Source organism: Pseudonocardia broussonetiae, assembly GCF_013155125.1.
GTDB classification, from domain to species: domain Bacteria; phylum Actinomycetota; class Actinomycetes; order Mycobacteriales; family Pseudonocardiaceae; genus Pseudonocardia; species Pseudonocardia broussonetiae.
Genome location: NZ_CP053564.1, coordinates 719,034 through 734,284 on the forward strand (window position 1 = coordinate 719,034; position 15,251 = coordinate 734,284).

Below are 15,251 nucleotides of genomic sequence, written 5' to 3' on the forward strand. Positions count from 1 at the left end.
GCCCACGGCGGGTGAGCCTACGCCGCCGCGCCGCCGTGACCGTCCCCACGACGGCGGTGGTTCACGTGCGGGTCACCCGCGACGGCGTCGCGGTGGCGTAACCTCGCAGCGTGTCTGCCGGGACCGTCTCCCCGCCCCCTGCCACTCCGCCGCTGGTCAAGCCGCGGATGCGGGGGTGGCTGCACCTCTGGTCGTTCGCCGCCTCCATCGCCGCGTGCGCCACGCTGATCGCCGTGTCGGCCGCGCTCGTCGGCGGCGGGGCCGCACTGGCCACGTCGATCTACAGCCTCACGACGCTGGGGCTGTTCGGCACCAGTGCGCTCTACCACCGGCGCACCTGGCGCACCGCCCGCAGCCGCATGATCATGAAGCGGCTCGACCACTCCATGATCTTCCTGTTCATCGCCGGCACGTACACCCCGGTCATCGCGCTGACGATGGCGCCCGACCGCGCCCGGCTGGTGCTGGCGATCGTCTGGGTCGGCGCGCTCGCCGGCGTCGCGCTGAAGCTCCGCTGGCCGCACGCCCCGTCGTGGGTCGGGGTCCCGGTCTACCTGGCGCTGGGCTACGTCGCGGTGTTCGTGATCCCCGACCTGCTGCGCGGCGGTGGCGTCGCGGCGCTGGTGCTGATCCTCACCGGCGGCCTGCTCTACACGGTCGGCGCGGTGTTCTACGCGACGCGGTGGCCGAACCCGTGGCCCCGGACGTTCGGGTTCCACGAGTTCTTCCACGCCGCCACCGTGCTCGCCGCGATCTGCCACCACGTGGCGATCTGGCTCATCCTGTTCTAGCGGCCCTGCTCCGCGGCCCTCACTCCTCCGCGTCGCCCGTCGGGCCCTTCGCCCGCAGGTCGTCGACCCGCGCCATCGCGTCGCGGAGCTCGCCCAGCCACTCGTCGGCGTGCTGCCCGACCAGGCGCACCGCCCAGGCGAGCGCGTCGGAGCGCGACCGGGCGACCCCGGCGTCGACGAGCGTGTCGAGCACGATCCGCTCGGGCTGGCGCAGCCGCGTCATCACCGGGACCGAGGCCACGGTGAACAGCTCGACGTCGTCACCGATCCGCGCGCCCCAGGCCACCTTGCGCCCGTAGCGGTGCTCGGCCTGGCGCGCGATCTCGATGCGCTCCTCGCGGGTCTGCTCGCGGAACCGCGAGATCCGCCCGGCCACCGCGGCGGCGCGGTCGGCGCGACCCGACTCGGTGTCCTCGAACGTCCCGTCCACGGGCGGGAGCTCCCCGACCACCACGATCTCCTCGCGGTCGACGGTCACCTCCGGCGCCCCGGTGAACCAGCCGTCGGGGAGCCGGCCCTGCAGCCACGCACTCGCGTCGGCGGCGTCGGGCAGGTCGGCCTGCTGCCAGCCCCCGCGCCCCGGCCCGCGCCCGCCGCGCCCCGCTCCCCCGTGCCACCCGCGATGCATCCGTCCGGCCATCATGGTCTCCTCCACTCACCGTCTTGCAGTGATTACGACGTTACACCGCTACGAGCGATGCGCGACCGCGTTCACCGGAGGCGAACCCCGACACGGTCGCCACGAGACCGCGACTCGCGGGCTCCGCCGGAAAAGCCCGCGAGTCGGGGTCTCGTTGCGCGCGTGTCGGGGTCCCGCTGCGCCTCGGGTCAGGCGTGCCTCGGGTCAGGCGCGCCTCGGGTCAGGCGCGCAGGAGCTCGGCCAGCTCCTCGACCGTGCCCACCGGGCGGTCGCAGACGAACCCGCGGCAGACGTAGGCCGCCGCGGCCCCGCCGACGAGCGGCCGGTCGGCCAGCAGCGGGACGCCCGGCGCGTCCGGCTCCCCCGCCACGACGACGGTCCCGCCCGCTGACGCGCGCCGGGCGCGGGTGAGCAGGGCGGCGCGCACCGGGTCTCCGTCCGGACCCGCGACGGCGACCTGCAGCGGCCCGCGCACCACGGCCTCGGCGACGGTGAGCCAGTGCCCGGCGAACCGCGGGAACCGCGTCGCGAGCGTGCCGACCGAGCGCAGGGCGGCCTCCGCCGCGTCGCGGAAGCGCCCGCCGTCGGCGGCCAGCACGGACGCCGTGACCAGCGCCGACGCGAGCGCCGAGCTGCCGCAGGGCGAGGCGTTGTCGGTGAGCTCGCGCGGGCGGTGCAGCAGCTCCTCGGCGTCGTCGGCGGTGTCGAAGAACGCGCCGGGCTCATCACCCGCGAAGTGCTCGAGCGTCCGGTCGAGCAGGGCGGTCGCCGCGTCGAGCCGGTGCGCCTCGCCGGTGGCCTGGTGCAGGGCGAGCAGCGCGTCGGCCAGGTAGGCGTGGTCCTCCAGCACACCCGCCGCCGTGCCGACCGCCCCCGCGCGCGAGGAGCGGCGCAGCCGGCCGTCGACGACGTGCAGCGAGAGCAGCAGGTCGGCCGCCGCACCCGCCGCCCCGACCCACTCCGGCTGCTCCAGAGCCGCACCCGCCTCGGCCAGCGCCTGGATCGCCATGCCGTTCCACGCCGTGACGACCTTGTCGTCGCGCGCGGGCTGCGGGCGCTCCCGTCGCGCGTCGAGCAGGGCGGCCCGCACGCGGGCCCACCGCTGCGGGTCGTCGGGCTCGGCGAGCAGCTGCAGCGTCGACGAGCCGTGCTCGAACGTGCCCTCGTCGGTGACGGTGAGCAGCGCGGCCGCCCAGGCGCCGTCGTCGTCGCCGAGGACCTCGCGCAGCTGCGCCGGCGTCCACGCGTAGGTGAGGCCCTCGACGCCGTCGGTGTCGGCGTCGAGCGCGGCGGCGAACCCGCCCTCGGGCGTGCGCAGGTCGGTCAGCAGGAAGGCGGCCGTCTCCCGGGCGACGCGCTCGAACAGCGGGTCGGCCCCGGGCAGCCGGGCGAGGTGGGCGTAGACGCGCAGCAGCAGGGCGTTGTCGTAGAGCATCTTCTCGAAGTGCGGCACGACCCACTGCGCGTCGACGCTGTAGCGGGCGAACCCGCCGGCCAGCTGGTCGTACAGGCCACCGCGGGCCATCCGCTCCGCGGTGAGGACGGCGTAGCCCAGCGCCGCGGGCGAGCCCGTGCGCTCGTGGTGGCGCACCAGGAACTCCAGCACCGTCGACGGCGGGAACTTCGGTGCCCCGCCGAAGCCGCCGAACCGCTCGTCGACGTCGTCGGCGAGGGTGGCCGCGGCCGTGTCGAGCGCGTCGGTGTCGACGGGCGCGGGCGGCAGGGACGCGCCGGCGCCGTCGGCGAGGCGCGCGGCGATCTCCCCGGCGGAGCTGCGCACGCGCTCGCCGTCCTCGGTCCACGCCGTCGTGACGGCGGCGAGGAGCTGGCGGAAGCCGGGCAGGCCGTGGCGCGGGGTGGGCGGGTAGTAGGTGCCGCAGTGGAACGGCTCGCCGACCGGGGTGAGGAAGCAGGTCATCGGCCAGCCGCCCTGGCCGGTCATGGCCTGGGTGGCGGCCATGTAGACCGCGTCGATGTCGGGGCGCTCCTCGCGGTCGACCTTGATCGCGACGAACCCGGCGTTGACCTGCTCCGCGGTGGCGGGGTCCTCGAACGACTCGTGAGCCATGACGTGGCACCAGTGGCAGGCCGCGTAGCCGACGGACAGCAGCACCGGCACGTCGCGGCGGACGGCCTCCGCGAACGCCTCGGGCGACCACTCCCACCAGTCGATGGGGTTGTCGGCGTGCTGGAGCAGGTACGGACTGGTGGCGACGGCGAGCCGGTTGGGCATGGCGCCCAGCCTCTCAGGGCTGCTGCGGCCCCGCAGCGTCCCCCGAGGAGGACCCGTCGGCGTCGCCCTGCGGCTCCGGGTCGAACGACGCCGGCACCTTCTTGAGGTGCTTGGTCATCGACCGGATGAGGAAGAACGTGGCCAGGCCGAGCAGGAGGATGACGACGAGCGCCACCGGCGACGCCTTGCCGAACTCCGGCTCGCCGGGCGGCGGCTCGGCGCCGCCCTGCGTCGGCACCACGGCGGCGTGCGCGGACGCCGCCACCGGCACCGCACCCAGGTCGACCAGCACGTCACTCACCTGCACGACTCTACGTCGCGTCAGCCCGCGCGGCGCACGGCCACCTCGTCGGGGATGCCGGCGAAGAGGTCGTCCTCCGGGGTCGACGCGTCGACCGAGGACTTCACGAGCTCGTAGTCCTCGGTGGGCCACACCTCGCGCTGGATGTCGCGCGGCACGAGGAACCAGCGGCTGGTGGGGTCGATCTGCGTGGCGTGGGCGATGAGCGCCTCGTCCCGCAGGTGGAACCAGTCGGCGCACGGCACGCGGGTGGTGACGCGCAGGCCCGGGTCGGGCCGGTCGGACCAGTTGTCGAGCCACTCCTTGTACGGCGACTCCAGCCCGCGCGCCTCCATCGCGTCCTGGAACGCGAGCAGGCGGGCCTTGGAGAACCCGTGGGAGTAGTAGAGCTTGAGCGGCTGCCACGGCTCGCCGGTGCCGGGGAACCGGTCGGGGTCGCCCGCCGCGTCCCACGCCGCCATCGAGATCTCGTGGGTCTTGATGTGGTCGGGGTGCGGGTAGCCGCCGTTCTCGTCGTAGGTGACGAGGACGTGCGGGCGGAACTCGCGGATCAGCGCCACGAGCGGGGCCGTGGCGACCTCGAGGTCCTCCAGCGCGAAGCAGCCCTCGGGCAGCGGGGGCAGCGGGTCGCCCTCCGGGAGGCCGGAGTCGACGAAGCCGAGCCAGCGGTGCTGGACGCCGAGGATCTCCGCGGCGCGCGCCATCTCGGCGCGGCGGATCGCGGGGAGGTCGGCGACGACGTCGGGACGGTCCATCGCGGGGTTGAGGATGCTTCCGCGCTCGCCACCGGTGCAGGTCACGACCATGACCTCGTGACCCTCGGAGACGTAGCGGGCGGAGCTGGCGGCGCCCTTGCTCGACTCGTCGTCGGGGTGGGCGTGCACCGTCATCAGTCGCAGGGACATGAGTTCGGCCGTGGTCCTTCCGGGATCAGGGGCGCGCGGACGTCGGGGACGCCCGCACGGGGAGATCGTGGCAGAGCCCCCCGACAGTCCGCCGCGGAGTCCGCCCGCACCTGCAACGTGCGGGAGTGGCATACCCTTCCCGCAGGTGCCCGCGGTGCTCGCTCACCGTGGTCCGGGCGGCCTACGACGAGCGGCGGCGCGGCCGCCGTTCGGACCTCCGCGGGCACGCCTGCAGGGGCCATGCAGCCGCCCTGACCTGCGGAGACCACTCCGCCGGGAACCTTTCCGAGGTGCCGACCGTTCATCGAAAAGCTGCGACGAGCGGCTGACACCGTGTTACCGTGAACTGCACACGGCCCGCAGGCGGGTCGTGTTTTTCCTTACTCAGGGGCCCCCGGCGTCACACCCGGGGCCCCGGGCGTTCGGGAACGCCCGTGATCGGGGTCGGTCCCGCCCGCGGGCGCACGGTCCGCGGGAGTGGTGGACCTGTACAGGCTGGAGGACTGATGACCGTGACGGACACCCAGGTGACCTGGTTGACCCAGGAGGCCTACGACCGGCTCAAGGGCGAGTTGGACCAGCTCATCGCCAACCGCCCCGTCATCGCTGCCGAGATCAACGCCCGCCGCGAGGAGGGCGACCTCAAGGAGAACGGCGGCTACCACGCCGCCCGCGAGGAGCAGGGCCAGCAGGAGGCCCGCATCCGCCAGCTCCAGGAGCTGCTGCGCACCGCCCAGGTCGGCACCGCTCCCACCAGCTCCGACACGGCCGCCCCCGGCATGGTGCTCAAGCTCCGCTACGACGGAGACGACGACACCGAGACGGTGCTGCTCGGCTCCCGCGAGGAGGGCAGCCGCGGCGACCTCGAGGTCATCTCGCCCAACTCCCCGCTCGGCGCGGCCCTGCTCGGCGCGCACGTCGGCGACACGCGCGAGTACGCCCTGCCCGACGGCGGCAGCATGAAGGTGTCCCTGCTGGCCGCGGAGCCCTTCCGCGCCTGACGCGCTACCGCCCGCCGGGCATGTCGGCCACGACGTGCCCGGCGCTGCGGAGTGCGCTCACCAGCTCCGCGGAGTGCTCCGGGCCCCGTGTCTCCAGCGTCAGCGCGACCTCGACGTCGCCCAGCTCCAGCGCGCCGGTGATCCGCGTGTGCGCCACGTCCAGGACGTTGGCCCCGCGTGTGCCCATCAGCGTCAGCACCCCGGCGAGCGCGCCGGGGCGGTCGGCCATGCGCACCCGCAGCGAGAGGTAGCGCTCGGCGGCCGCCATGCCGTGCTGGATGACGTGCAGCAGCACCAGCGGGTCGACGTTGCCGCCCGACAGCACCACCACCACGGGCGTCGCGAAGCGCTCCGGGTGCTCCATCAGCGCGGCCACCCCGGCCGCGCCGGCGGGCTCGACCAGCATCTTCGCGCGCTCCAGGCACAGCAGCAGGGCGCGCGACAGCGCGTCCTCGTCGACGGTCAGGATCTCGTCGACGAGCGCGGTGACCTGCGGGAACGTCAGGTCCCCGGGACGCCCGACCGCGATGCCGTCGGCGATCGTGCGCATCGAGGGCAGGGACGTGGGCGCGCCGGCGGCCATCGAGCCGGGCCAGGCGGCCGCGCCCTCGGCCTGCACGCCGACGACCCGGACCTCGGGCCGCTGCGCCTTGACCGCCGCCGCGACGCCGCCGAGCAGCCCGCCGCCGCCGGTGCAGACGAGGACCGTGGCGACGTCGGGCACCTGCTCCAGGATCTCCAGGCCGACGGTGCCCTGGCCGGAGATGATGTCCGGGTGGTCGAAGGGGTGCACGAACACCGCGCCCGTGCGCTCGGCGAACTCGATCGCGGCGGCGATCGACCCGTCGATGGTCTCCCCCACCAGGTGCACCCGCGCCCCGTAGCCGCGCGTGGCGCCGACCTTCGGGATCGCCGCGCCCTCGGGCATGAACACCGTGGCCTCGATGCCGAGCAGCTGCGCCGCCAGCGCGACCCCCTGCGCGTGGTTGCCCGCGCTCGCGGCGACGACCCCCGCCGCGCGCTGCGACGCGTCGAGCCGGCGCAGCCGCGTGTAGGCGCCGCGGATCTTGAACGAGCCGGTGCGCTGCAGGTTCTCGCACTTGAGCCACACCGGGCCGCCGCAGCGCTCGGCGAGCGCCCGGGACCGGGCGACGGGGGTGGTGGTGACGACACCGGCCAGCAGCTCCCGGGCGGCGCGGATGTCGTCCGCGCTGACGGGGGGCACCGGCCGGGCACGGGGTTCGACGGCGGCCATGGCCGCATCCTCGCACCCGGGGATGTCGGTGGGTGGCCCTACTCTGTGCCCACGCGGAGGGGAGAGCACCGTGACCACCATCGAACGCCCTGCCCAGGACGACTTCCTGGCGCTGGCCCAGCCCTACCGGCGCGAACTGCTGGCGCACTGCTACCGCATGCTCGGGTCGGTGCACGACGCCGAGGACGTGCTGCAGGAGACGATGGTCCGGGCCTGGCGGGCCTACGACCGGTTCGAGGGCCGCTCCTCGCTGCGCACCTGGCTGCACCGGATCGCCACCACCACCAGCCTCACGGCGCTGGAGGGCCGCAGCCGCCGCCCGATGCCCGCGGGGCTGCACGGCACGGGATCCGACCCCGACGACCCGCTGCGCGACAACCCGGAGATCGCGTGGCTGGAGCCGGTGCCCGACTCGGCCGTCTGCCCCGACTCGGGTGCCGACCCGGCGGCCGTCGTCGACGCGCGGGCCGGCGTGCGGCTCGCGTTCGTCGCCGCGCTGCAGCACCTCCCGGCGCGCCAGCGCGCGGTGCTGCTGCTGCGCGAGGTGCTGCAGTGGAAGGCCTCCGAGGTCGCCGAGCTGCTCGACACGTCGGTGGCCGCGGTCAACAGCGCGCTGCAGCGGGCCCGGGCGCAGATCCAGGAGGCCGCCCCCACCCGTGACGACGCCCCGGAGCCGCTCACCGCCGCGCAGCAGGACCTGCTCGACCGGTACGTCGCGGCGTTCGAGGTGAAGGACGTGTCCGGGATCGTGGCGCTGCTCGCCGCCGACGTCGCCTGGGAGATGCCGCCCTTCGAGTCCTGGTACCGCGGCCGCGCGCACGTCGCGCAGCACCTGGAGCACCGCTGCCCCGGCGGGCCGGGCGACTTCCGGCTGCTGCCGGTCGGCGCCAACGGCCAGCCCGGCTTCGCGCTCTACCTGCGCGGCGACGACGGCGCCTTCCACCCGTTCTGCCTGCAGGTGCTCACGTTCACCGGCGCCGACGTCACGCACGTCGCCACGTTCCTCGACCTGGACCTGTTCCCGGTGTTCGGGCTGCCGGGGAGCCTCACCTTGACGGGGCCGTCCGCTCGCCCGACGGGGTCGGCGGCCACCCGGTAGCCTCGGGGGCGTGGGGCTGCCGTGAAGAGCCGGCCCCCACCCCGGGGGGAGATCGGATGACGCGGATGCGGGTGCTCGCTCCGCTGCTGGCCGCGGCGGCGCTCGCGGCCGTCGCGGTGGCGACCGTGCGCGACGCGGGCTGCGACGACCCGGGCTACCTGGCGCAGGGCGCCGACGGCGGCTACGAGCTCGTCGGCGGCTGCGTGGCCGCGGGAGACCTGCTCGTCGCCGAGCCGTCCGGGCCCGCCCCCGCCGACGCCGAGGACGCCGGCAAGGGCTGAGCCCCCTGCTCGCGGACCGCCCTGCTCGTGGACCGACGGGCCTCAGGCCGCGTCGAGCGCCCTCTGCAGGTCCTCGACCAGGTCCTCGACGTCCTCGATGCCCACCGAGAGCCGCACCAGGTCGTCCGGCACCTCCAGCAGCGACCCGGCCACGGAGGCGTGGGTCATGGCGCCGGGGTGCTCGATGAGGGACTCCACGCCGCCGAGCGACTCGGCGAGGGTGAACAGCTCGGTGGCCGCGCACACGCGCAGCGCCGCCTCCCGCCCGCCCGCGACCCGGAACGACACCATCCCGCCGAAGCGGCGCATCTGCTTGGCCGCGACCTCGTGCCCCGGGTGCCCGGGCAGCCCCGGGTAGAGCACCGCGGACACGGCGGAGTGGCCGGCGAGCAGGTCGGCGATCCGCTCGGCGTTGTCGCTGTGGCGCTCCATGCGCACCGCCAGCGTCTTCACCCCGCGCAGCGTCAGCCAGGCGTCGAACGGGCCGGGGACCGAGCCGACCGAGTTCTGCGTGAACAGCAGGCGCTCGGCGAGCTCGTCGTCGCTGGTGACCAGCGCGCCGCCGACGACGTCGGAGTGCCCGCCCACGTACTTGGTGGTGGAGTGCAGCACCACGTCGGCGCCGAGGGCGAGCGGGTTCTGCAGGTAGGGCGAGGCGAACGTGTTGTCGACGACGAGCCGCGCCCCCGCCCCGCGCGCGACGTCGGCCAGCGCGGCGATGTCGGCGATGCCGAGCAGCGGGTTGGTCGGCGTCTCGCACCACACGGCGCGGGTGGTCGGGCGGATCGCGGCGCGCAGCGCGTCGACGTCGCCCAGGTCGACCGGCGTGTGCTCGACGCCCCACCCGGACAGCACCTTGTCGACGAGGCGGAACGTGCCGCCGTAGGCGTCGTGCGGGATGACCAGGTGGTCACCGGGCTTGACCAGGACGCGCAGCAGCACGTCGGAGGCGCCCATGCCGGAGCCGAACGCGATGCCGTGCCGGCCGCCCTCCAGGGCCGCGAGGCACTCCTGGAGCGCCGTGCGGGTCGGGTTGGCCGAGCGCGAGTACTCGTAGCCGCCCGCGCGCAGCCCGCCGACGCCGTCCTGCGCGAACGTCGAGGACGGGTGGATCGGCGTGATCACCGCACCGGTCGTGGGATCGGGCTCCTGGCCCGCGTGGATGGCGTTCGTGGAGAAGCCGGGCATGACGCCACGCTACGCGCCGGAGCACCGGCCCCCGCGGCCGGTGGTCAGCTCCCGGAACCCAGGAACGCGAGCACGTCGGAGCGCGTGACGACCCCGGCCGGCTTGCCGTCGACCAGCACCAGCGCGGCGTCGGCGGTGGAGAACGCCCCCATCGCGGTGTCGAGCGCCTCGCCCGCGCCGATCGTCGGCAGGGCCGGCGACATGTGCTTCTCGAGGCGGTCCGACAGCTGCGCGCGGCCGGTGAACAGGGCGTCGAGCAGGTCGCGCTCGACGACCGCGCCCGCCACCTCCGCGGCCATCACCGGCGGCTCGGCGCGCACGACCGGCATCTGCGAGACGTGGAACTCCCGCAGGTAGTGCACCGCGTCGGCGACCGTCTCGTTCGGGTGCGCGTGCACCAGGTCGGGCAGCGAGCCGTCCTTGCGGCGCAGCACGTCGCCGACGGTGGAGCCCTGCGCGGGCGGCAGGAAGCCGTAGCCCGACATCCACGCGTCGTTGAAGACCTTGCCCAGGTAGCCGCGGCCGCCGTCGGGCAGCAGGACGACGACCACCGCGTCCTCGGGCAGGTCCCGCGCCACCTGCAGCGCCGCGACCGTCGCCATCCCGCACGAGCCGCCGACCAGCAGCGCCTCCTCGCGGGCCAGGCGCCGGGTCATGTCGAAGGAGTCGCCGTCGGAGACCGCGACGATCCGGTCGCAGATGTCCTTGTCGTAGGTGGTCGGCCAGAAGTCCTCGCCGACGCCCTCCACCAGGTAGGGCCGGCCGTTGCCGCCGGAGTACACCGAGCCCTCCGGGTCGGCCCCGATGATCTGCACGCGGCCGTCGGAGACCTCCTTGAGGTAGCGCCCGGTGCCGCTGATCGTGCCGCCGGTGCCGATGCCCGCGACGAAGTGCGTGATCCGCCCCTCGGTCTGCTCCCAGACCTCCGGGCCGGTGCCCAGGTAGTGCGACTCCGGGTTGTTCTGGTTGGCGTACTGGTTGGGCTTCCAGGCGCCCTCGATCTCGCGGGTGAGGCGGTCGGAGACGTTGTAGTAGGACTCCGGGTGGCTGGGCTCGACGGCCGTCGGGCAGACGACGACCCGCGCCCCGTACGCGCGCAGGACGTTGCGCTTGTCCTCGCTCACCTTGTCCGGGCAGACGAAGACGCAGTCGTAGCCGCGGCGCTGCGCGATCATGGCCAGGCCGACGCCGGTGTTGCCCGACGTCGGCTCGACGATCGTGCCGCCGGGCCGCAGCTCGCCGGACGCCTCCGCGGCATCGACCATCCGCAGCGCGATGCGGTCCTTCACGCTGCCACCGGGGTTGAAGTACTCCACCTTGGCCAGCACCGGCGCGGCGATGCCCTCCGCGACGGACCCCAGCTTGACCAGGGGCGTGTTCCCGACCAGCTCGGACACGTGCTCGACGAAACGCATGCCTCCATCGTCCCCCACGCCGTCCCGCTGCCTCGGACGAGGTCGCGCAGGGGCCCCGCAGTCCACGGAACGAACACGGAGCTGTACGGATCCGGACGGGATGCGCCGATCTCACCCGATCGAGAGCGTCGTTCCGTCGTGAAAGGACTACGCTGAGCAACCGCATCGGGCCCTACCGGTCGACGGGCACATCGACCGGGCAGCAGGGCCCCGACGCTCCCCAGGGGATCGACGGGCACTCGCCCACGCCTGCGCACCGGCGCTCCCACCGTCTCCTCCCGCGCGTCCTCCCTCTCGACGGCGACGCGCGTGGGGCCGACGTACGCCAGTACAGCAGGAGGGGTTCGTGCAGGACGACGATTCGTCCGAGGGGGACTGGAAGGCCAGGAAGAGGCGCGACCGCCACCGCGGCGACGACCACGAGGACCTCGAGCTCGAGGACCTGGCCCGCCTCGCCGGGGCGGGCGACCGCGCGGCGCTCGACCAGTTCCTCCGCCGGATCCGCTCCCCCGTCATCCGGTTCTGCCGCAGCAAGCTGCTCGGCTCGATCGGCGCGCAGGGGCCCGACGACGTGGCGCAGGAGGTGCTGCTCGCGGTCTGCGAGGCGCTGCCCCGCTTCCGGCCCGACGGCTCGTCGGTGATGGCCTTCGTGTTCGGGATCGCCCGGTTCAAGCTGGTCGACGCGTTCCGCGCCGGGGGCCGCGACCGGTCGGTGCCCAGCGACGCGCTCCCCGAGGCCGCCGACGACGACCCGGGCACCGAGCACGCGGCCGTCCTCTCGACCGAGATCGTGCGCCTGCGCCTGGCCATGGACCAGCTGCTCCCCCACCACCGCGAGGTCATCGGGCTCCGCGTCGCCATGGGCTACTCCGGGGCCGAGGTCGCCGCCCTGCTCGGCACGACGCCGGGCGCGGTCCGCGTCACCCAGCACCGGGCGATGGCCCGGCTGCGGGTCCTGCTGGCGGATGCCGCGGTGGAGGACTGACCTCGGCGAGGCGGCGGAGCAGGAAGGCGCGCTCGGGCTCGTTGCCGACCAGGTCCAGCGCGGCGCGGTAGGCGCCGGCGGCCTCGTCGGCGCGGCCGAGGCGGCGCAGCAGGTCGGCGCGGGCGGCGGGCAGCAGGTGGTAGCCGCGCAGCCGCCGGTCGTCCGCGAGCGCGTCGAGCTCCGCCAGCCCGGCCTCCGGGCCGTCGCGCATGGCCACGGCGACGGCCCGGTTGAGGTCGACGAGCGGCGAGGGCGCCACGCGGGCGAGCACGTCGTAGAGCGCGACGACCTGGGGCCAGTCGGTCGTGGCGACGTCGGCGGCCTCGTCGTGGCAGGCCGCGATCGCCGCCTGCAGCGCGTACGCGCCGGGCGAGCCGCCGGTGAGCGCCTCGACGACGAGCGCCCGCCCCTCCACGATCGCGCCCGCGTCCCACAGCGAGCGGTCCTGGTCCTCGAGCAGCACCAGCTCCCCGTCCGGGCCGGTGCGGGCGGCGCGCCGGGCGTCGACGAGCAGCAGCAGCGCGAGCAGCCCGGCCACCTCCCGCTCCCGGGGCAGCAGCCGGCGCAGGATGCGGGCCAGCCGGATCGCCTCGGCGGCGAGGTCGGCGCGCACGAGGTCCTCCCCCGCGCTGGCCGCGTAGCCCTCCGTGAAGACGAGGTAGACCACCCGCAGCACGCCCGGGAGCCGGTCGGGCAGCTCGTCGGCGCCGGGCACCCGGAACGGGATGCGCGCGTCGCGGATCTTCTTCTTGGCGCGCACGATCCGCTGCGCGGTCGTCGCGGTCGGCGTCACGAACGCGCGGGCCACCTCCGGCGTCGACAGCCCGGCCAGGCAGCGCAGCGTCAGCGCGATCCGGTCCTCCAGCGGGAGCGCCGGGTGGCAGCAGGTGAAGAACAGCCGCAGCCGCTCGTCGGGGACGTCGTCGTCGGGGTCGCCGGGAGCGGCCGGCCCGGCGCGGTCGGCCTCGACCTGCAGCACCGCGAGGCGCGCGGCGTAGGTGCGGTCGCGGCGCAGCAGGTCGACGGCGCGGCGCCGGGCCGTCGTCAGCAGCCAGGCGCCGGGCCGGGTGGGCACGCCGTCGACGGGCCAGCGCTCCAGCGCCGTCGCGACGGCGTCGGAGGCGACCTCCTCCGCCAGGTCGAGATCGCCGAACTGCCGGGCGAGGGTGGCGAGCAGCCGGCCCCGCTCCTCGCGGAACACGCCCTCCAGCGAGAGCGCCGCCGCGGAGCCGGCCGCCCGCCCGCCGGTCACGGCGCCTCGAACTCCTGGATCGGCCGGACCTCGATCCGGTTCCCGTTGTGCGAGCCCGGGCAGCGGGCGGCCCAGTCGAGCGCGGCGTCGAGGTCGGGCACGTCGAGCAGGTAGTACCCGCCGAGGATCTCGCGCGTCTCGGCGAACGGCCCGTCGGTGACGACCCGCTCGCCGTCGGGCCGCACCTCGACCGTCGTGGCGGTCTCGACGCCCTGCAGGGCTTCGGACCCGAGGCTCACGCCCGCCTCGGCCACGGCCTTCTCGTACTCCCAGTACGTGTTCATCTCCGCCTGGATGTCCTCCTGCGACGGCGCCTCGGTGGGCTGGGCGCCGTAGATCAGCAGCATGTACTTCATGTCGGGGTGCTCCTCGCTGTCCTCGTGCGACCGGGGTGCCGCACAGCATGACGACGATCGGCCGACGGCGGAATCGACAGCGCACCGAACTTTTTTTCTCCGGCTGATCCCGGCCCGGGCGAACGGCACCCTCGCCCGACCTCATGGGGCGAGAGTGCCGTTCGCTCAGGGGGGCACCGAAGTCTGGGAGCGACCTACGTCACCCGACGGCCGGGTTACCCGGAAGTAAGCTCCGGAGCAGGAAACGTCCCACCACGAAGGAGATCGACGATGCCCGAAGCCGTGATCGTCGCCGCCGCACGCTCGCCGATCGGCCGTGCGTTCAAGGGCTCGCTGACGAGCCTTCGTCCCGACGACCTGGCCGTGCAGGTCGTGCGGGCGGCACTGGCGCAGGTGCCCGAGCTCGACCCCGCCACCGTCGACGACCTCATGCTGGGGTGCGGCCTGCCCGGCGGTGAGCAGGGCTTCAACATGGCCCGCGTCGTCGCCGTCGCGCTCGGCTACGACTCGATGCCCGGCACCACCGTCACCCGCTACTGCTCGTCCTCGCTGCAGACCACCCGCATGGCCCTGCACGCGATCAAGGCCGGTGAGGGCCACGTCTTCATCTCCGCCGGGGTCGAGACCGTCTCCCGGTTCACGAAGGGCAACTCCGACTCGCTGCCCGACACGCAGAACCCGCTGTTCGCCGACGCCGCCGCGCGCAGCACGGCGACCGCCGAGTCGGGCACCGACACCTGGATCGACCCGCGGACCGCCGGCGAGGTCCCCGACGTCTACATCGCGATGGGCCAGACCGCGGAGAACGTCGCCCGCGCCGAGGGCGTCACCCGCGAGGAGATGGACCACTTCGCCGTCCGCTCGCAGAACCTCGCCGAGAAGGCCATCGCCGACGGCTTCTACGCCCGCGAGATCACCCCGGTCACGCTGCCCGACGGCACGGTCGTCTCCGCCGACGACGGCCCCCGCGCCGGCACCACCTACGAGGGCATCAGCGGCCTCAAGCCGGTGTTCCGCCCCGACGGCCTGATCACCGCGGGCAACGCGTGCCCGCTCAACGACGGCGCCGCCGCCCTGGTGGTCATGTCCGACACCCGCGCCGCGGAGCTGGGCCTGACCCCGCTCGCCCGCGTCGTGTCCACCGGCGTGTCCGGGCTGTCGCCCGAGATCATGGGCCTGGGTCCGATCGAGGCGTCGCGCCGGGCGCTCGCGCTGGCCGGCATGACCATCGACGACGTCGACCTCGTCGAGATCAACGAGGCCTTCGCCGCGCAGGTCATCCCCTCGGCCCGCCGCCTGGGCATCGACGAGGACAAGCTCAACGTCCACGGCGGCGCCATCGCGGTCGGGCACCCGTTCGGCATGACCGGCGCCCGCATCACCAACACCCTGCTCAACGGCCTGCGCAGCCGCGACGGGAGCATCGGGCTCGAGACGATGTGCGTCGGCGGCGGCCAGGGCATGGCCATGGTCCTGGAGCGCCTGAACTAGGCGACCCGCCCCGCGCACGACGACGGCCCGGCCCCCCGAGGGGGACCGGGCCGTCGTC

Annotated in this window: 15 protein-coding genes; 6 read left to right on the forward strand and 9 right to left on the reverse strand. The window is 74.7% G+C overall.

What is annotated here, in order from left to right; genetic code table 11:
• Nucleotides 1-167 precede the first annotated feature (167 nt).
• On the forward strand, nucleotides 168-791 hold the full coding sequence (gene trhA / locus HOP40_RS03520) for a PAQR family membrane homeostasis protein TrhA (RefSeq protein WP_172167784.1): 624 nt from the start codon (nucleotides 168-170) through the stop codon (nucleotides 789-791).
• Between the two features lie 19 nt (nucleotides 792-810).
• Here the strand turns inward: trhA and HOP40_RS03525 are convergent, their stop codons facing one another.
• From HOP40_RS03525 to mca, 4 genes are all read right to left on the reverse strand, one after another.
• A complete protein-coding gene (locus HOP40_RS03525; RefSeq protein WP_172167786.1) occupies nucleotides 811-1,419 on the reverse strand; it encodes a hypothetical protein in 609 nt (202 codons plus the stop codon).
• A 232-nt stretch (nucleotides 1,420-1,651) separates the two neighbouring features.
• On the reverse strand, nucleotides 1,652-3,664 hold the full coding sequence (locus HOP40_RS03530) for a thioredoxin domain-containing protein (protein ID WP_172154592.1): 2,013 nt from the start codon (nucleotides 3,662-3,664) through the stop codon (nucleotides 1,652-1,654).
• 13 nt (nucleotides 3,665-3,677) lie between these two features.
• Nucleotides 3,678-3,965: a hypothetical protein gene (locus HOP40_RS03535; RefSeq protein ID WP_172153779.1), complete on the reverse strand. Its 288-nt coding sequence runs from the start codon at nucleotides 3,963-3,965 to the stop codon at nucleotides 3,678-3,680.
• Between the two features lie 20 nt (nucleotides 3,966-3,985).
• Nucleotides 3,986-4,870, reverse strand: coding sequence for a mycothiol conjugate amidase Mca (gene mca / locus HOP40_RS03540; protein WP_172154594.1), 885 nt, complete (start codon nucleotides 4,868-4,870; stop codon nucleotides 3,986-3,988).
• Nucleotides 4,871-5,376: 506 nt separating this feature from the next.
• On the opposite strand from mca, the gene greA reads away from it, so the two are divergent.
• A complete protein-coding gene (gene greA / locus HOP40_RS03545; RefSeq protein ID WP_205347070.1) occupies nucleotides 5,377-5,871 on the forward strand; it encodes a transcription elongation factor GreA in 495 nt (164 codons plus the stop codon).
• A 4-nt stretch (nucleotides 5,872-5,875) separates the two neighbouring features.
• On the opposite strand, the gene ilvA is transcribed toward greA, so the two are convergent.
• Nucleotides 5,876-7,126 (reverse strand): threonine ammonia-lyase, encoded by a 1,251-nt coding sequence (gene ilvA / locus HOP40_RS03550; RefSeq protein ID WP_172154596.1) that lies wholly within the window; start codon nucleotides 7,124-7,126, stop codon nucleotides 5,876-5,878.
• 70 nt (nucleotides 7,127-7,196) lie between these two features.
• Here ilvA and HOP40_RS03555 point away from each other — a divergent pair, with 70 nt between their 5' ends.
• Nucleotides 7,197-8,225 (forward strand): sigma-70 family RNA polymerase sigma factor, encoded by a 1,029-nt coding sequence (locus HOP40_RS03555; RefSeq protein WP_240157490.1) that lies wholly within the window; start codon nucleotides 7,197-7,199, stop codon nucleotides 8,223-8,225.
• 56 nt (nucleotides 8,226-8,281) lie between these two features.
• A complete protein-coding gene (locus HOP40_RS03560; protein WP_172154598.1) occupies nucleotides 8,282-8,506 on the forward strand; it encodes a hypothetical protein in 225 nt (74 codons plus the stop codon).
• A 42-nt stretch (nucleotides 8,507-8,548) separates the two neighbouring features.
• Here the strand turns inward: HOP40_RS03560 and HOP40_RS03565 are convergent, their stop codons facing one another.
• Both HOP40_RS03565 and HOP40_RS03570 read right to left on the reverse strand, forming a co-directional pair.
• Nucleotides 8,549-9,694: a cystathionine gamma-synthase gene (locus HOP40_RS03565; RefSeq protein WP_172154600.1), complete on the reverse strand. Its 1,146-nt coding sequence runs from the start codon at nucleotides 9,692-9,694 to the stop codon at nucleotides 8,549-8,551.
• Between the two features lie 44 nt (nucleotides 9,695-9,738).
• Nucleotides 9,739-11,109, reverse strand: coding sequence for a cystathionine beta-synthase (locus tag HOP40_RS03570; RefSeq protein WP_172154602.1), 1,371 nt, complete (start codon nucleotides 11,107-11,109; stop codon nucleotides 9,739-9,741).
• A gap of 346 nt (nucleotides 11,110-11,455) precedes the next feature.
• On the opposite strand from HOP40_RS03570, the gene HOP40_RS03575 reads away from it, so the two are divergent.
• On the forward strand, nucleotides 11,456-12,094 hold the full coding sequence (locus tag HOP40_RS03575; RefSeq protein ID WP_172154604.1) for a sigma-70 family RNA polymerase sigma factor: 639 nt from the start codon (nucleotides 11,456-11,458) through the stop codon (nucleotides 12,092-12,094).
• Here the strand turns inward: HOP40_RS03575 and HOP40_RS03580 are convergent.
• Together HOP40_RS03580 and HOP40_RS35365 are read right to left on the reverse strand one after the other, a co-directional pair.
• Entirely contained in the window at nucleotides 12,030-13,346 is a 1,317-nt protein-coding gene (locus tag HOP40_RS03580; RefSeq protein WP_240157491.1) for an RNA polymerase sigma factor, read from the reverse strand. The genes HOP40_RS03575 and HOP40_RS03580 overlap by 65 nt on opposite strands.
• Entirely contained in the window at nucleotides 13,343-13,702 is a 360-nt protein-coding gene (locus HOP40_RS35365; protein WP_205347071.1) for a YciI family protein, read from the reverse strand. The genes HOP40_RS03580 and HOP40_RS35365 overlap by 4 nt, the downstream gene beginning before the upstream one ends.
• Nucleotides 13,703-13,972: 270 nt before the next feature.
• Here HOP40_RS35365 and HOP40_RS03585 point away from each other — a divergent pair, with 270 nt between their 5' ends.
• Nucleotides 13,973-15,193: an acetyl-CoA C-acetyltransferase gene (locus HOP40_RS03585; RefSeq protein WP_172154608.1), complete on the forward strand. Its 1,221-nt coding sequence runs from the start codon at nucleotides 13,973-13,975 to the stop codon at nucleotides 15,191-15,193.
• Nucleotides 15,194-15,251 lie beyond the last annotated feature (58 nt).